This is a genomic window from Exiguobacterium sp. s16 (assembly GCF_018618115.1).
GTDB lineage: Bacteria > Bacillota > Bacilli > Exiguobacteriales > Exiguobacteriaceae > Exiguobacterium > Exiguobacterium mexicanum_A.
Window position 1 is genome coordinate 65339 of the sequence record NZ_JACSLM010000001.1, and the last position, 16474, is coordinate 81812.

At 53.8% G+C, this 16474-nt stretch carries 15 protein-coding genes; 8 read left to right on the top strand and 7 right to left on the bottom strand.

Annotated features, from left to right (window positions below; genetic code table 11):
- The first annotated feature begins 85 nt into the window (after positions 1-85).
- The 7 genes from KNP86_RS00385 (at position 86) to KNP86_RS00415 (ending at position 8516) form a co-directional block, all read left to right on the top strand.
- On the top strand, positions 86-448 hold the full coding sequence (locus KNP86_RS00385) for a response regulator (RefSeq protein WP_021066686.1): 363 nt from the start codon (positions 86-88) through the stop codon (positions 446-448).
- Positions 445-3003, top strand: coding sequence for a sensor histidine kinase (locus KNP86_RS00390; RefSeq protein ID WP_214752395.1), 2559 nt, complete (start codon positions 445-447; stop codon positions 3001-3003). The genes KNP86_RS00385 and KNP86_RS00390 overlap by 4 nt, the downstream gene beginning before the upstream one ends.
- 145 nt (positions 3004-3148) lie before the next feature.
- Positions 3149-3529: a YisL family protein gene (locus KNP86_RS00395; RefSeq protein ID WP_034776573.1), complete on the top strand. Its 381-nt coding sequence runs from the start codon at positions 3149-3151 to the stop codon at positions 3527-3529.
- A gap of 102 nt (positions 3530-3631) precedes the next feature.
- A complete protein-coding gene (locus KNP86_RS00400; RefSeq protein ID WP_034776575.1) occupies positions 3632-4633 on the top strand; it encodes a class I SAM-dependent methyltransferase in 1002 nt (333 codons plus the stop codon).
- A 73-nt stretch (positions 4634-4706) separates the two neighbouring features.
- Positions 4707-6233 (top strand): phytoene desaturase family protein, encoded by a 1527-nt coding sequence (locus KNP86_RS00405; protein WP_214752876.1) that lies wholly within the window; start codon positions 4707-4709, stop codon positions 6231-6233.
- Positions 6230-7708, top strand: a complete 1479-nt coding sequence (locus tag KNP86_RS00410) for a phytoene desaturase family protein (RefSeq protein ID WP_214752397.1) — start codon at positions 6230-6232, stop codon at positions 7706-7708. Before KNP86_RS00405 ends, KNP86_RS00410 begins: the two co-directional genes overlap by 4 nt.
- On the top strand, positions 7677-8516 hold the full coding sequence (locus KNP86_RS00415) for a phytoene/squalene synthase family protein (RefSeq protein WP_034776584.1): 840 nt from the start codon (positions 7677-7679) through the stop codon (positions 8514-8516). The genes KNP86_RS00410 and KNP86_RS00415 overlap by 32 nt, the downstream gene beginning before the upstream one ends.
- A 430-nt stretch (positions 8517-8946) precedes the next feature.
- Here KNP86_RS00415 and KNP86_RS00420 read toward each other — a convergent pair whose 3' ends face one another.
- The 6 genes from KNP86_RS00420 to ybaK form a co-directional block, all read right to left on the bottom strand.
- The gene (locus tag KNP86_RS00420; protein ID WP_034776586.1) at positions 8947-10413 is read right to left on the bottom strand and encodes a phytoene desaturase family protein; all 1467 of its coding nucleotides are present in this window, start codon (positions 10411-10413) and stop codon (positions 8947-8949) included.
- A 19-nt stretch (positions 10414-10432) separates the two neighbouring features.
- Entirely contained in the window at positions 10433-11500 is a 1068-nt protein-coding gene (locus tag KNP86_RS00425) for a glycosyltransferase family 2 protein (protein ID WP_138859860.1), read from the bottom strand.
- Positions 11500-12195: a lysophospholipid acyltransferase family protein gene (locus tag KNP86_RS00430; RefSeq protein ID WP_214752399.1), complete on the bottom strand. Its 696-nt coding sequence runs from the start codon at positions 12193-12195 to the stop codon at positions 11500-11502. The genes KNP86_RS00425 and KNP86_RS00430 overlap by 1 nt, the downstream gene beginning before the upstream one ends.
- Positions 12161-12913 carry a carotenoid biosynthesis protein gene (locus KNP86_RS00435; protein WP_034776593.1) on the bottom strand — a complete coding sequence of 251 codons (753 nt, stop codon included), beginning with the start codon at positions 12911-12913 and terminating at the stop codon, positions 12161-12163. Before KNP86_RS00435 ends, KNP86_RS00430 begins: the two co-directional genes overlap by 35 nt.
- Before the next feature lie 88 nt (positions 12914-13001).
- Entirely contained in the window at positions 13002-13700 is a 699-nt protein-coding gene (pssA, locus tag KNP86_RS00440) for a CDP-diacylglycerol--serine O-phosphatidyltransferase (RefSeq protein WP_021066674.1), read from the bottom strand.
- A 24-nt stretch (positions 13701-13724) separates the two neighbouring features.
- Positions 13725-14189: a Cys-tRNA(Pro) deacylase gene (gene ybaK, locus KNP86_RS00445; protein ID WP_034776595.1), complete on the bottom strand. Its 465-nt coding sequence runs from the start codon at positions 14187-14189 to the stop codon at positions 13725-13727.
- Positions 14190-14341: 152 nt separating this feature from the next.
- Here ybaK and KNP86_RS00450 point away from each other — a divergent pair, with 152 nt between their 5' ends.
- Positions 14342-15076: an enoyl-CoA hydratase/isomerase family protein gene (locus KNP86_RS00450; RefSeq protein ID WP_138859858.1), complete on the top strand. Its 735-nt coding sequence runs from the start codon at positions 14342-14344 to the stop codon at positions 15074-15076.
- A 39-nt stretch (positions 15077-15115) separates the two neighbouring features.
- Here the strand turns inward: KNP86_RS00450 and KNP86_RS00455 are convergent, their stop codons facing one another.
- Entirely contained in the window at positions 15116-16474 is a 1359-nt protein-coding gene (locus tag KNP86_RS00455) for an MATE family efflux transporter (protein ID WP_034776600.1), read from the bottom strand.

The following is a 16474-nucleotide window of genomic DNA, read 5'->3' on the forward strand; positions in this document are numbered from 1 at the left end:
TTATACACCGTACACCCTTATTTTTTGTGATTACGAACTGAATCCGTTAAAATAATGGAATGGGATAAAAAATGGAGGAATCGTCATGGTAAAAATTTTACTAGCAGAAGATGAAGAAGTATTACGGATGCTTGTTTTAGATACATTAGAAGATGAAGGATATGACATTGATGAAGCGCCAGACGGCCTTGAAGCCTACCGGCTAATCGAACAGAACGAGTATGACCTCGTGATTGTCGACCATATGATGCCAGGCATGACCGGTCTTGAGGTCATCGAGAAAGTTCGGAAACTACCGGGACGTCAACATACAAAAGTGATGATGCTCACGGCGAAGAGCCAACAATCTGATCGTGATTGCGCGAACGAGATTGGCGTCGACTACTTTATATCTAAGCCGTTCAGTCCACTTGAGTTGGTGAAGATTATAGGAGGAATCGTGAATTGAACAGATGGTTTAAACAAAAACTCGGTCGCGACCTTATGGTCGTTCTCTATTCCTTCCTCGCGCTCGCGCTGGTCGGATCGATGATCATGTACACGTACATGCAAGAGCGAGTTGCTGAAAACGAACAACGGCTTGAAGACGTTGATGAACGGATTGAGCGGTTGAACACGCTGTGGGATGAGTGGCAAGGCGTCCAGTATGATTCGCGCGGTTATCTCTTGTTCGGAGACACCGAGTCGCTTGAACGGGCTCAGTCGAAAGAGAACGAGTTCCAGCAAGAAATCAACTGGTTCAAGAGCGTCGTCCAAACGAAGCAAGGTGAAATTTTCGCAGACGACTTGCAAGAATTCCACGACTTCTATTTTGGCGTCATCCTTCCGGTGACGACAGAATACGGACAATTGCGCGCCGAAGGTGAAATTACCGAAGATACGATTGATCCGGAGACGGTATTGGCATTGCCGACTGCCGAACGTTTGATTGAACAAGGCGTCGTTCCCTATAGCCCGGAACGCGGCATCGATACACTCGGCCCAATCCAACAGATCGAGACGGCGTTAGAAGATTATAAATCATTGATGGATAGCGAGAAGCAGAAAGTATATGACGCTTGGAAGTTAAACAATGATATTCTTCAATTCTTGTGGATCGCGAGCATCTTGTCGTTCGCGGCATTGATCTTGTTGTTCATCCAACCATTCTTGCGCCGTCAAACGCGTTTGATTTCACGTCTCTCGATCGCATCGGACCGTCTGCTTAAAGGCGAGATCGTCGATTTGAGCGACCAGATGGAGCGTGAAGATGAGATTGGGACGATGTCACGATCGTTCAACAAGATGGCCGAGACGCTTCGTGACAATGAACGTCACTTGATTGAAAAGAACCACGAATTACAGGCGCAACAAGAAGAGTTGATTGCGCAACAAGAAGAACTTCAAGCGCAACAGCAAGAACTCGAAGAAATCTTGGAGCAGACACAACAGAACGAGCAACACTTGGCTTACCGCAACGAGTTGACCGAGACGCTCGCGGCCCGCGATTCGTTGACGGCTTACCCAGAGATTATCGAGAAACTGGTCGCCATCACCGACTCCGAAGTCGGCGCCCTCGTATTTGTCGATGCGACAGGCTCGTTCTCAATCACAAGCCACGGATTGAACGAGACGCTCACGCGTCAGTTGCTCGACAGCGAGAACTCAGTCTTGACGCGGGCGATGACGCTTCGGACGACAGTCCATTCGTCGAAACAAGTCGCAAGCGACCACCCGCTCCCGTACCCATACTATATGTATGAGACGGCTGTACCGGTCCATGACCCGACAGATGACTCGATCATCGCGTTCATCTATCTCGTCCGCTATAAAGATCGCTTTACGCAGACACAGATGGGTGACATCATGTCGTTCGCTCGTCAGTTGTCGCTCTCGCTTCTCCGGATGCGTCTGTTTGAAGAGATGACCCGTGAGAAAGGGAAGACGGAACGGATCCTCGATTCAATTCGCGAGGCGGTCATTTACGTCGAACATTCGACCGATGACGTCTTCGTCAACCGTCCGCTCTATGAGATGTTCCCTGAGCTTGACGACATCACGTCGAGAGAACTCGCGGAACTGTCGTGGAACGAATGGCGAGAGACGATTTCGACGACAGTCGACCAAGAAGATGATTTCTTGAAGTATACCGATCGCCTCTTCACCGACGACTTCCCGCATGACAGCGTCAGCTTCTCGATCCGTAAAGGCGAGATGAACTTGCAGATGTATGCGGAACGCATCGTCGTCGGCGGGTTGTCGAAAGGGACGTTGCTCGTCTTCCGTGACATCACGAGCGAGACCGAGGCGGAACGCTTGAAGAGCGAATTCATCTCGACGATCTCCCACGAGTTGCGGACACCGCTCTCGTCGATCTACGGGTTCACCGAACTCATGGTCAAGAAGCAGTTGCCGAACGAGAAGCAAGCGAAGTACTTGCAGACGATTCACGCCGAGACGGAGCGCCTGACGCATCTCGTCAACGATTTCCTCGACGTGCAACGGATGGAAGCCGGCAGTCAGATGTACGACCGCGAACAGCTCGATATCGAGCCGATCATCCGCGACATGATGACGTTCTATGAGGCTTCTTCGCTGAAGCATAAGTTTGAACTCATCACGGCCGATGACCGTCCGTATGAACTGTTCGCCGACTGTCAAAAGTTCAAGCAGTTGATGAGCAACTTGCTCTCGAACGCCGTGAAGTATTCACCGCGCGGCGGAAAAATCACCGTCGAATTGGCCCACCACGATCAATCGGTGTCGATTAAAGTGAAGGACCAAGGTATCGGTATTCCGAGCGACGCGCTCGACCGTCTCTTCGACAAGTTCTATCGGGTCGATAATTCCGACAGCCGAGAAATCGGCGGAACCGGACTCGGTCTTCCGATCTGTCAAGAGATCGTGCGCGGTCACGCCGGACAGATTCATGTCGAGTCGGTCCAACATCAAGGGTCGACGTTCACGGTCGTGATTCCGAGCTTCGAATACGCGGTTCGCGAACAAGAGTCAACGACAGCTTAATAAATGAAATACGACAAGGCGCCTGATCATTCCTCGATCAGGCGTCTTTTTGATAGGCAATCAGATTTTTCAGTGGCCTGCTTGACCGCAATCAGAGCGACTCGTGTACAATAGAGGTTGTACATAATGGAAAGGGGGACTTAGAATGCCATTGATTGCATTCCTACACACGCACGTCACGAGCTGGGTCTTGTTACTCGTCTTGTTCGCTGTCGCCTATATCGGCTACAAAAATGCCAACAAGAGCGGGAAGATCGCCCACATGGCGTTTCGACTCATGTTGCTCGTCGCGTTCGGCACGGGACTTTATTTGTATCTTCAATTACTCGAAGGCGGCATGTTCTACCACGTGAAGATCACGGTCGGACTCTTGACACTCATCTTTGGTGAGATGACGCTCATCCGTGTGAAGAAGAACAAACCTGCGGGCACGATGTTCGGCGGTTTTGCGATTCTCGCGCTTGTGACAATCTTCATCGGCTATGCGTTGCCGTATGGACAGTCGTTCTTCAGCAACTTCATTTAAGTTTGATTCCCACTTCGCACATCGGAGTGGGATTTTTTTGTTTGTCCGTAAATTATTAGGGGAAAATAAAAAAATCAGTGATAACGATGATGAGGTGAAACGATGGAACAACAGATGAATGAATGGTCACGCGTCTTGCACGCACGCAGATGGATGAAACAAACCGAATCGTTCCTGCCGCTCTGGCACGGATATATCGGCTATAAATATGGGTTGTTCGATGCGCTCCAAGGCGGGGCGAGCTTTGCGGAGATGACGCTTCGCTTGAAGCAACCGTTGACGAAACTCGCGCTCGAGCGTTGGCTCGACGTCGGAGTCGCCGTGCGCCATTTGAAGAAGAAAGGTTGGCGCTATTTCCCGACCCGTAGTTTGAAATATCAGTTGTCGCACGAAGATGAGCGCAGCATCGGCTTTATGCTCCAAGAGATGATGGAACTTCATATTCCGGCACTCATCGCATATCCTGACTTTTTAGAGTCGGGCAAACAGAAAACGTTCGATGGGGCGACACATGGCCAGGTCGTCGCACAGACGTCGACGCTCGTCGAGACGGTCGCGTTCCCGGTCGTGCAGCAGCTGTTGCGGCAAGCCGACGTCAAGACGATGCTCGATATCGGGTGCGGCCACGGGGGTTACTTACGCAAACTGCACGGACTCGAACCCGATTGGCAGTTGACCGGCATCGATCTCGAGGAAGACGTGATCGCAGAGGCGCGGGAACAAGATGAGTCCGGTGAGATTCGCTATGAAGTAGCCGATTTTATGGAGTGGGATCACGACGAACGATTTGATGCCGTCATGATGAATAATATGTTGTATTATTTCTCTCCGGAACAACGAATCGAACTGCTCGGACGGATGCTCGAAAACTTAGACGAAGCTGGTGTCGCGGTACTCGTCACTCCGCTCGCCGAGACGCCGCTCGGTGCTCGATTTGCCTCAGCGTTCAATGCGTTCATGACGTTGCATGATAACCTCTATCCGCTCCCAACGATTCGTGAGTTACGTCGTCAAATGCACAAGGTCGGTTTCGACAACGTCCGTTTCATCCCGTTCATCCCAGAAGGGTCATGGTACATTGTCATCGCGAAACGCGACAATTGACACATCGCGGACACACGACGAGCCGATTCAGATTTGAACTTGTCTCCAGTCATTTCTATAATGGGATAGAAGCATAAGAGACTTTTCACATAGGGAGTTGTTCAACGTGTCGGAAAAAAGAGTCGCCGTAATCGGTGCCGGACCAGGAGGACTTGCGGCCGCTATGCTGCTCGCAAGCCGTGGTGTGAAGGTAACAGTGTTTGAGAAGCAGGCGTTCGTCGGTGGACGGACGTCGCGTCTGCAAGTCGGAGAATTCGCGTTCGATCGTGGCCCGACTTTTTTAAATATGCCATACATTTTAGAAGAAATTTTCGAAGAGACAGGTCGAGATTTACATGACTATGTCGAGATGAAACGACTCGAGCCGATGTATGATCTTTATTTTGATAAAGGAAATCGGGTCCTATCGATGACGACCGATCGCGATCAAATGCATCAGGCGATTGAAGAGCAGTTCCCAGGCAACGGGGAAGGGTACGAACGCTTCATGGCCGAACAAGCCATCAAGCTGTCGAAACTGATGCCGGTGCTCCAGACGGCACATGACAAACTGACCGATTACGTGGCGACGCGCGTCTTGAAGGCGCTCCCGTTCTTATCGATCGGCAAGTCGTTATACGACGTCTTGTCGGAGTATTTCACGAGCGAAGAGCTGAAGTACGCGTTCACGTTCCAAGCGAAATACCTCGGCATGTCGGCGTGGGATTGCCCGGGTGGCTTCTCAATCTTGTCATATATGGAACATGCTTACGGCGTCCATCATCCGATCGGCGGCGTGAATCAACTCTGCACAGCGATGGCCCGTGTCATCGAAGAAGAGGGTGGGGAGATTCGTCTCAAAGAAGGCGTCGACCGGCTCTTGCTCGACGGGAAACGCGTCAACGGACTCGTAGCGAACAATGTCCACTATGCCTTTGACGAAGTGATTGTCGGTGCCGACTTCGCACATGCGATGACGACACTCGTCCCAAGCGACGCACTCACACGTTGGAGTCCAAAACAGCTGAAGAAGAAACGCTACTCGTGTTCGACGTTCATGCTTTATCTTGGACTCGACCGTGTCTATGATGATGTCGCGCACCATTCGATCCATTTCGCCGACGACTACGAGCGTAATGTGAAAGAGATGACGCAAGACCTGAAGCTGAGCGAAGACTTCTCGTTCTATGTCCAAAATGCTTCACGGATTGATCCAACACTCGCACCGTCAGGGAAATCCTCGCTTTATGTGCTCGTCCCGGTGCCGAACAACCTGTCGAATTTACCGTGGGAGACGCTCGAGACGACGATGACCGAGCGCGTCCTCGATGCACTTGAGACTCGTTCGCCGTATCGTGAGATCCGGAACCATATCGAGGTGATGCAGCCGCTCACGCCAAACGATTGGGAAGCGTTCGGTGTCTATGAAGGGGCGACGTTCAACTTAGGACATAACTTGTCACAGATGATGTATTTCCGTCCTCATAACCAGTTCGAGGAGCTCGACCACGTCTGGCTCGTCGGCGGTGGGACACATCCAGGCAGCGGACTGCCGACGATTTTTGAATCGGCGCGCATCACCGCCAACCTGTTGCGTGACCGGGCAGGTGTCGGCCAATGAACATCAGTTTCGTCGGTGCCGGAATTGGGTCGCTTTACGCGGCCTTGCTCCTGACCCACAAATATCCGTCGCTAGACGTGACCGTCTATGAAAAAGAAGCTCGTGTCGGCGGCCGGCTCAATTATGTCGAGTTCGAGAACGGTGCCCGCGTCGATGAAGGGCCGACCATCGTCTTATTGCCCGGAAAATTGAAAAGTCAGCTCCTCGAGGCCGGTTTCCCGGAGCGAGAGCTCGAGTTGATCGAGGTCGACCCGCTTTATCGCCTCCGTTACGAGGATGGCACGACGTTCTACAAATACCGTGACATCGAACGTCAGGCGGCCGAAATTGACCGTCTGTTCAACGAGGGCGACGGCTTTAGAAAGTATATGACTCAAAAACGAGAAGAGTACCGCCTCGGGTTCGATGCATTCTTAGACCGGGGCTATAAAGGCAAGACCGATTTGTTCGAACCGAAACTATTGATGCTCCTCATGCGCTTGAAGGCGTATGAGACGGCACACGAGAACATGAAACGCTTCTTTAAAGACGAGCGTCTGCGCGTCGCCTACAGCCTCCAAACGCTCTATATTGGTGGGAACCCATATGATACCCCATCCCTCTATGGTTTGATCCCGTACCGCGAACAAGAAGAAGGAATCTGGTACGTCAAGGGAGGATATTTCTCACTTGCGACGAAAGTAGAACAAGAGTTGAGACGACGCGGCGTCAAGTTCGAGTTGAACGCGAACGTCGAACGGGTGCAGGTGGAACAAAGCCGAGCGAACGCGGTCATCGTGGATGGTGTCGTTCATCCGTATGATGCGGTCGTCGTCAACGGTGATTTCCCCCTCATGGAACGGTTGATTGATGGCGTTAAGCCGAAATCATACGAACCGTCGAGCGGGACGCTCCTGCTTTACTTCACCGTGACCGGGGACATCGATTTACCGATCCACCAATTCGACTTGCCGAATGATTTTGCCGGGTCGATGCGGACCATCTTCGAAGATGGTAAACTAAGCAAGTATCCGGCGATGTATACGTTCAATCCGTCTTTGATGGACGACACGCTGGCACCGGACGGGACGAGCGTTCTCTATGTCCTCGTGCCGGTCCCACGTAAATTGGAGCGTGAGGACTTTGAAACGAGCGGTGCGATCGAGCATTTGATTGGTCGGATTGAACAGATGGTCCCCGACTTCAGGGATCGTGTCATTGAGATGAAAGTTCGGACGCCGATGGATGCGGAACGATTTGGGTTATTTGAAGGCGGGAGCTTCGGCATCGCCCCGAAATTGGCCCAATCGGCCGCGTTCAAACCACAGGCTCGCCCGTACGCGCACATCGACCGACTTTACGCCGTCGGAGCATCGGTGCATCCGTGCGGAGGCGTCCCGATCGTCATGATCGGCTCGCAGCTGTTAGTGAAGAGAATGGAAGAAGAAATGGGGGCATTGTACCATGACGACACAAGAAGCGTATCGTCACTGTGAAGACGTAATGAAAAAAGGCTCGCTCACGTTTTATCGGGCCTTTTCTTTGCTCTCCAAACCAGACCGTCAGGCCGTGGCCGCGGTCTATGCGTTTTGTCGGACGCTCGATGACGCGGTCGATGAATCCGACCGTCCTGAAGAGAGCTTGACGGACTTTTTGGCCGAGTTCGATCGTTTCTTGGCCGGTGAACATCTGACCGATGCGCTCTGGGTGGCGTTGCGTGACGTTTGGGGACGGTACGACATGGACGTCGAACCGTTCTTTGAATTGGCTGAAGGCATGAAGTGGGACTTACATAAAACGCGCTACGCGACGCTCGAGGAGACGGAGCAATATAGTTACTATGCGGCCAGCACCGTCGGTTTGATGCTGTTGCCGATCCTCGCGCCGGACGTGGATGCGACGGGACGGCACCAGTTGAAACAAGGTGCGATCGACTTAGGCATCGCGATGCAGTTGACGAATATTTTGCGTGACGTCGGGGAAGACCTCGACCGAGATCGGATTTATGTCCCACAATCGTTGCTCGCCGAGTTCGGTGTCGCGGAAGCCGATTTGTTCGCGCGCCAAGTGACCCCGGCGTTCATCGACGTCTGGGAGACGATGGCGCGCCGGGCCGAACACCTATACGTCCGGGCCCGAGAGACCCATCACTTATATCCTGCGACGAGCCGAAAGCCGGTCAGCGCGGCGGGATTGCTCTATGAAGGCATCTTGGACGCGGCCCGGCAGAATGGGCACGACGTCTTCACGAAACGGGCGTTTGTCTCGACGATTCAAAAAGGGAAACTGTTGGCCAAGTTATAAAATCAGGCAGCCGTCGCAAAACGGCTGCCTTTTTTGTGCACAAAAAAACCACTTTTGGCGGGGGACCAAAAGTGGTGTAAGCGTTGTGTGATTCGTTCATCGGGGAAACGAACGAATCGGACGTGATGTACCCTAAAGATGTGCCTCGTCTCATGGGGAATGAAACGATGGGGCATCTTCGCTGAAGCAGGATGCTTGATGGACTAAGGGGGAACATCATAATGCATGCTGTTCCAGCCGCGGGATACGAGTGGGGAAACTCGCTCATCACTTTTTTCTCGGGTGTGACAAGTTCAAAACGCGATAGGCTCGGGGAAGCCATTCGATCGCTACAGGTGTAACAAACGTTACAAAACTGCTTGAACTCGAATATGATGTTATCACGTCTATCCCGTGTCGACAAGTGTCGAATCTTCTGTTCACAAAATGTTCAAATTGTCAGAGGTATGTCCTCTAACATCGACCGGGCCGCAAATTGTCCTGAAAGCGTCACCATCGGGCTGCCGCCGCCAGGATGGGTCGAGCCGCCCGCGAACCAAATGTTGGACACATCTTCCGAGCGAGCGGAAGGTCGGAAAAACGCTCCTTTTTTCGAGTTGGCCGATGTCCCATAGAGTGCCCCGTAATATGCGTAAAAATCACGCGTCAAGTCGAGCGGGGTGACACGGCGATGGAAGACGACATCGCGATCTTCCCATTCAACGCCGAATTTCCGGAGGCGTCGGCGAATCAAATGTTCATACGTCTCGGCATCGATGTCGGTCATATGGGCCGGCGCATTGACGAGGATGAACAAGTTGTCGCCAGCTTCTCCCATCGAAGGGTCCGTATGGGCCGAGTTCGAGATGTAAATCGTCGGTTCGTCCGCATACCGTTCCTCGTCGAACAGCGCCCGGAATTCCGCTTCGTAGTCGTCTGAGAAGTAGACGTTATGATGCGCCAAGTTCAACCGCTTGTTCAAGCCGACCATGATGACGAAAGCGGACACCGATGGTTCAATCGTGTCACGCGTCGGTACCGGGAACGACGGACGGTCAGAAGCATCGACGAGTCGCGGATACTGCGTGAGCAGTTCTCCGTTCAATAAGACGGCGTCACAAGACATGACTTCTTCATGGTCGATGACGACCGCGTGCGCTTTTCCGTTCGTCACTTCAATTTTTGTGACTTCATGACCGAGCCGGAACTCGACGCCAAGCTCGCTCGCCCGTTTGGCGAAGCCTTTCGCAATCGTCCAGTTCCCACCTTTGGCGAAATAGACGCCATCATTCAGCTCCAGGTGCGAGATGAGCGCGAACGTGCCGGGTGTGACGTACGGACTGCTGCCGATATACGTCGCATAGCGGTCGAGCGCCTGGATGATGCGCGGGTCTTTAAAATACTTCTTATGGAGCGCATGAAGGCTCTTGAGCGGATGTACTTTCATCATGTCAGCCCAAAGGCCGGTATCGATTTTTGAATCCATCCGTGTGAAGAACCGGTTATTGGCGATTTCAAACAACTTCTCCGCCTCGTCTAAGTAGTCGGTCAATTGATTCTTGTCGGCCTTATCGCCGGTCAGACGGCGTACCTCGGCTTCCATTTTCTCGCGGTCTGAATGAAACGTGAACGTCGAACCGTCAGAGAAATGATTGACCGTGTGCGACTCAAGTTTGACGAGCTCAAAATAGTCATCCGGGTTGGCCCCGCTGTTGCGAATGACGGAGCGGAACACGTCCGGCATCGTAATCGTATTCGGCCCGAAGTCGAACCGGTGTCCATCGGTGATGATCGGCATGAGTTTTCCGCCGACATGTTCATTCTTTTCAATGACGGTCACGTCGTAACCGCGGGCGGCCAAGGTGACGGCGGCGCTCAAGCCGCCGAGCCCGGCCCCGATAATAGCGATATGTTTCATGTTGTGCCTCCTAGCGAGATTATTGATACGTCCGGCCTTTCCATGAAATCGGCTTTCGTCGCCATTTGCGCACGACCGCGCTCGCGAGGAGCAACAAGTAGGCGATGAGGCTGAACGGATGGAGCCAAAAGTGGCGTCCTCCCGATTTGACGTCGATCGCCAGTCGAGCGAGCAAGACGAACACGCACGCCAAGAACGAGATCCAGTCCATGCGGACGAGGAGTGCGATGAAAGCAGACAGCTGGGTGCCGTAGTATAAGAAGAAATAAAGGGCGATGCCCACTGCTTCATTCATTCCCTTGAATACGTTCTTTGAAAACCCGTTCCACACTTCTTCGTTCGTCGCATACATGTCACATGTGATGTAAGGCGAGACGTTGACGAGCGACGTGACTTTTTTGCGTCGCTTGAACTCACGGCACAGATCGATATCATCGATCAATGAATTGTGGATCGAGGCGTGTCCACCGACGTCGTCATAACTTTTCCGTTCGACGAGCACGTTCATTCCGTTGGCGGCGGCGAAGGCGGGATGACGCACCTTTCGCCAAAACAACGGCAAATGTTGGGCGATCAAGACGTGTTGCATCGGAATCAACAGTTTCCCGAGCCACGTTGGTGTCGGGAAACGAGGAAAACCTGACAAGAAGACCGCCCCTTCACGGGCGAGTGTGCCGTGCAGTCGCCCGATGAACGTCGGGTCGATCGTCACGTCGGCATCGAGGAACAACACGTACGGTTCGGTCGTCCGGGTCGCCAGCTGGTGACACGCGTGGACTTTGCCGGCCCAACCTTCCGGGAGCGGCACACCACGGAAAATGGTGAAGCGGGCATCGTCCGCGATTTCCCGGACGAGTGCCTCGTATGTAGCATCCTCGGACCGGTCCTCGTATAAATAGACGTGGCTTTCATCCGTCAAGGCGGCCTTCAAACTCGTGATCAGTTTTGGCACGTTCCGTTCCTCGTTCCGCAGTGGGATGCACACCGCGGTCGGAGGAGCTGGGATGGGTGCGGTGAGCGGACGGAGGAATAGCAAGTTGACCAACGTGAACAGTAGCATCAAAAATGTGAGCGACAAAATCACCATCAGCGGCCTCTTCCGATTTGGAGCAAGTGCTCCGTCCAATCTGCCAAACTGCGCTTCGGCGGGAACAAGGCGATATAGCGGTCGGACTGCTTGATTACGTCGTCGCGCGTATCGTCATATAGGCGTTCGAGTGCTTCGGCGAGCTCTTGTTTTTGGTCACGTCGCGTCTTAGAGACGACCGTATGGTTGCGGAAGCGCACATAGACGAGCGGAGCGGCGTGCGACGCGAACGTATAATAGATGGCACATAGCCGGACTTCCGGCTGGTGGAGCAGCATCGTCACACCTGATCCAATCTCGAGCGGACGATGCTCTTGTGGATACTCGCGTCCTTGTGGGAACACCCAGACGGACTTGCCTGCAAGTAAGAGCCGATTGGCGTAGTCGAGCGAGGCGCGCACATCCGACAGTTTGCCTTTTTTGATGGAGAACGCGCCCAAGTGACGGAAGAACGGGAAGCGGCGCAACCCGTCCTCATCCATCAAGACGTGAACGTCATGACGCAAATAGTATTCATTCAACATGAGCAAAATCATCCCGTCCCACCACGAGCTATGTGTGCTCAAAAACAATCCTGGTGTCGGCACGTCATCGGCCCGGACGTGGATCGTATGGAAAAACGGACGGATTTGACGTTCTTTGACGAACGTCGAGAACAGATTATTGAACCATTTCTTTTTGCTCGCTTCGATCATGTCGGCTCCTCCGTTCTATCAAGATGAGGCCTGCGGCTGTGACAACGCTGAGTACGCCGATGCCGTAAAGACCGGCGTTGACGGCCGTGACACCGAACAGGGCGTGCAGCATGACGAACAAATAACGTCCGTGTCCGAGTAACATCGGCTCGGCTTCGACTTCAAACCGGTCGAGCAACCAAGAGAAAATGAGTGACAGTCCGAACCAACCGACGAAATTCTGCGTCGGGATATCATAATACAGACCGTCATTGGCCCATTCCCAGTAGCCTTTCACGTTCGCTGCGACCGGGTCAATCGCCATATCGAGCCAAACGGCGAGGAACGGGACGAGCCAGAGCGTCCGGTTCTTGAACGAGAACAAGCGGGCGACGGCAAAACTCGAGCCGATGACGGCGAGCCAAGCCGCCCCGATCGTGACCGGTACACCGAACACGGTCGGACCAAACGCCTCCGCGTAGATGTACTCACTGAACGGGAACCCGGTTTTGACACCGAGCGTCTCGACAGCGATTGAACCGAAGAAGATGAACGGGACGATCAGGCGGGCGTGGCGGACGCCGTCCGCAATCACCCAACCGCCGATGAGACCGGCGAGCCATAAGAAGACCGGGTTCGCCCATTCGAGCCAACTCGGCAACAAATCAAAGCCGACGAGGACGACCCCGACGACATACCAAACCAAAAACCATTTCCAAATCCATGGATACACTTTCATTTCATCACCTCTATTCTCATTCTAGAGAGGTTTGCGGCTTGCGTCTAATAAATGCATGCAAAAAAAAGAGTCCCTCGAGAGGGACCCGTCAATTCGCCATCCGCTTTCGTTTTTTGACGAACGAGAAAGCGATGAATAAGACATAGAACGTGACGGCGATGAACCAGAACGATGGCCATTCTTTCCACCGGGCAAAAATCATGTACGTCAAGTAGATGAGGCTGACCGTGATGATGAACGAGTGGCGCGGGAGCGGCACGTCTTTAAAGCTCGGGATGCGGACACGGCTGACCATGAGCAGAGCGAGACCCGTGAAGAAAATCGGAGTGAGCAACTCGTTGATCTGGTCCCCGAACGTCGTCACGACGGCGAGCAAGCCACCGGCCGCGGTAATCGGGACGCCCGAGAAGTAACTGGCCGTGACGTTCGTCGCCGACAAGTTGAAGCGGGCCAAGCGGTAAGCACCGAACAACGGGAACAAGGCGGCGAAGAAGAGACCGTAGTTGCCGTAATCGATGAAAAACGTATAGTAGGCGAGAAGCGCCGGGGCGACCCCGAACGTGACGACATCGGCGAGCGAGTCGAGTTCTTTTCCAAAGTCACCGGCCACGCCGAGCATACGGGCCAGCCGTCCATCCAAACTGTCGAGCATCATGGCGATGATGATGAGCAGCGTCGCGTTCGAGAAGTCACCGCGCGCCGCATAAACGATCGCCAAGACGCCGCAGAACAAGTTGCCGAACGTAAACGAGTTAGGAATCCATGAGCGGATTCGTTCTTTCCACATAGGTATTGCCTCCATCTTTCTTTGTCATTGAGTGAACCAGTGACCGTCCGTGAACCGGAGCAGGTCGGTCGGTGTGAGTTCGAGTTGGTAGCCGCGCTTGCCGGCCGAGATGATGATCGTATCTTTTTGTCTGGCACTATCATGCAAGAAGACAGGAAACCGTTTTTTCGCCCCGATTGGCGAGACACCGCCGCGGATGTAGCCGGTCAGCGTTTCGAGCTCCTTCATCGGGACAGGGGAGGCTTTTTTGGCGCCCCAGGCTTTCGCGGCCGCTTTCAAATCGATATCTAAATCTCCTGAGATGAGGAAGAAGGCGTAGCGCCGTTGCTCATTCTCGAGACAAATCGTTTTATAGAGCTGGTCGAGCGGTTTACCGAGTGACGCGGCGACATGTTTGGCGGAGACGTCGGACGCGTCCACTTCGTAGGAGTGGTACGTGAACGGGATGTTCCGTTGTTTCAATTGTCTTGCGGCATTCGTCAGTTGCATCAGCCCCACCCTTTCGTTGAACGACTCTTTTAAGAATAGCAAATAGTGGTAGCGTCGGGCAATCGAACTCGGAAAGTTTCTATGACAAGAAGGAAACAGAATGAACGACATAGAAATGAATAGTGATTCATTTTAGTGAAGGGGGAAATGGGATGGAAACGATTCAACTGGAACAGCGGAACGGGGTCGGCTGGCTGAAATGGGACCGGCCGGAAAAATTGAACGCATTAAATGAGACGTTGCTTCGCGAGGCGAGGGAAGCGATGGAGCAGCTCGTGGCGGATGAGGCCGTCCACGTCATCGTGCTCGTCGGGCAAGGGCGTGCCTTCTCATCGGGACAGGACTTGACGATTGAGAGTGACGCCGACTATGGGGTGTATTTGGAAGAGGTGTACCATCCGCTCGTGCGGGCGCTTGCCGACTGTCCGAAACCAATCATTGCCGGCATTCACGGGGTCGTCGCGGGGGCGGGTCTCAGTCTGGCGCTCGCGGCGGACGTCCGTCTCGTCGCCCGGTCGACGAAGTTCAGTTCCGCCTTCATCAAAATCGGCCTCGTCGCCGATGCCGGGGGACCGTACCATTTACGACGCTTGATGCGGCCCGATCTCGCGCTCGCTTGGATGTGGAGCGGCAGCACGATTGATGCCGAACAGGCCGAAACGTTCGGTCTCGTCACCGAGCTCGTCGAGGATGAGGCGTACTTGGAGCGGTTGACGGCCTATGCCGAGACGCTCGCAGCCAAGTCACCGACGGCGGTGCAAGGCATGAAGGCGTTGTTCCGGGCCGACTCGTTCGAGGACGGTCTCGAGCAAGAGATCATCTGGCAACGGAAATGTGGTCAGACGGACGTTCATCGGCAGGCGATGCAGGCGTTCCTAAATCGATGAAAAAAGAAGCGGTCACAGCGACCGCTTCTTTTTGGTTGATTATGAAGTTGGCTTCGGTTCGAACTGGAAGCCTTTTTGTTGCCACGTGCCGTATTTCCAACGACGGAAGGCGAAGAAACCGCGGAACCACTCGTCGAGCGAGAAGGCGAGCCAAATGCCGAGGACGCCGAGCCCCATTTGGAGTCCGAACAAATAACTGAAGACGACGGCAACGCCCCACATCGAGGCGATCCCGATCATGACCGGGAAGCGAACGTCGCCGACCGACTTGAGCGATCCCATCAACACGATGTTCATGGCGCGACCTGGCTCAAGGATGAGCGTCGCCCATAAAATCGGCACCCCGACGGCGATGATATCCGGGTTCGATGTGAACAAGCCCAGCAGCGACTTGCCGAAGACAGCGAGCCCGAGCGACGCCACGAGTGAAGCGAACATGGCAATCTTCAATGTCTTAACGGCGCGGGTATACGCTTCTTTAAACCGTTTCCCGCCGATGTCACGGGCAATCAATAATTGCGTCCCTTGCGCGACGGCGACCGTGAACAAGAAGGCGAGCATCGACAAGTTCATGACGTATACCCGTGCGGCGAGGGAAGCCTCGCCCATCGTGGCGATGAAACCGGTGATGATGATTTGCGAGAACTGATATGACAAGTTCTCTCCGGCTGATGGTACGCCGATTTGGAGCAAGGCGCGAATGTCGTCGCGTTTCGGACGAATCAATTCCTTGAGCGGGAAGCGGAGCATGAGCCGCTTCTTGACGATCCAGAACAATAGCACCATCGCCGAGAAACGGGCGATGACGATGGCCCATGCGACGCCGGCGACACCCGTGACCGGGAGACCGAACCAGCCCATGACGGCGAGCATCGCCCCGGCAGCTGTGATGATATCGATGAGAAGTGTCGCGAGCATCGCGTGCTTCGTCATCCCGTGGCTCCGGAGGACGGAACTGAGCGCCATGATGAGCGCTTCGGTGAACAGCGACAACCCGACAATCTGCAAGAATAACAGGCCATGGTCGAACAGCTCATCCGATAAGCCGAACAAACGGAGGAACGTCTCACCGAACAAGAAGACGACCGCGACCATGAGCACGCCGAGCCACATGTTCAAGCTGACGGCGGAACGGGCGAAGTCACGGCTCTTCTTCATCCGATTGGCGCCGATCGCTTGACCGATCAAGATGGTCGCACCGACCGAGGTCACGCTGAAGACGATTAAGAAGACGTTCAAGATTTGGTTGGCGACGCCGACCGCGGAAGCGGCAGCATCGGAGTAATGGGCGAGCATGAGCGTGGCGATAATCCCGGTCCCCATATGGAGTGCGAGTTCGATGAAAATCGGCCACGAAATTTTAAATAAACTGAGCTGTTCGGTGTCTTTTGTCGGCAT

Excerpts from the sequence above, each read along its gene's own strand:
- KNP86_RS00450 (WP_138859858.1), top strand. The coding sequence starts at position 14,342 with ATGGAAACGATTCAACTGGAACAGCGGAACGGGGTCGGCTGGCTGAAA.
- KNP86_RS00385 (WP_021066686.1), top strand. The coding sequence starts at position 86 with ATGGTAAAAATTTTACTAGCAGAAGATGAAGAAGTATTACGGATGCTT.
- KNP86_RS00430 (WP_214752399.1), bottom strand. The coding sequence starts at position 12,195 with ATGATCGAAGCGAGCAAAAAGAAATGGTTCAATAATCTGTTCTCGACG.
- KNP86_RS00425 (WP_138859860.1), bottom strand. The coding sequence starts at position 11,500 with ATGGTGATTTTGTCGCTCACATTTTTGATGCTACTGTTCACGTTGGTC.
- pssA (WP_021066674.1), bottom strand. The coding sequence starts at position 13,700 with ATGTGGAAAGAACGAATCCGCTCATGGATTCCTAACTCGTTTACGTTC.
- KNP86_RS00420 (WP_034776586.1), bottom strand. The coding sequence starts at position 10,413 with ATGAAACATATCGCTATTATCGGGGCCGGGCTCGGCGGCTTGAGCGCC.
- KNP86_RS00435 (WP_034776593.1), bottom strand. The coding sequence starts at position 12,913 with ATGAAAGTGTATCCATGGATTTGGAAATGGTTTTTGGTTTGGTATGTC.
- KNP86_RS00410 (WP_214752397.1), top strand. The coding sequence starts at position 6,230 with ATGAACATCAGTTTCGTCGGTGCCGGAATTGGGTCGCTTTACGCGGCC.
- KNP86_RS00455 (WP_034776600.1), bottom strand. The coding sequence starts at position 16,474 with ATGCCGACAAAAGACACCGAACAGCTCAGTTTATTTAAAATTTCGTGG.
- KNP86_RS00415 (WP_034776584.1), top strand. The coding sequence starts at position 7,677 with ATGACGACACAAGAAGCGTATCGTCACTGTGAAGACGTAATGAAAAAA.
- KNP86_RS00395 (WP_034776573.1), top strand. The coding sequence starts at position 3,149 with ATGCCATTGATTGCATTCCTACACACGCACGTCACGAGCTGGGTCTTG.
- KNP86_RS00400 (WP_034776575.1), top strand. The coding sequence starts at position 3,632 with ATGGAACAACAGATGAATGAATGGTCACGCGTCTTGCACGCACGCAGA.
- ybaK (WP_034776595.1), bottom strand. The coding sequence starts at position 14,189 with ATGCAACTGACGAATGCCGCAAGACAATTGAAACAACGGAACATCCCG.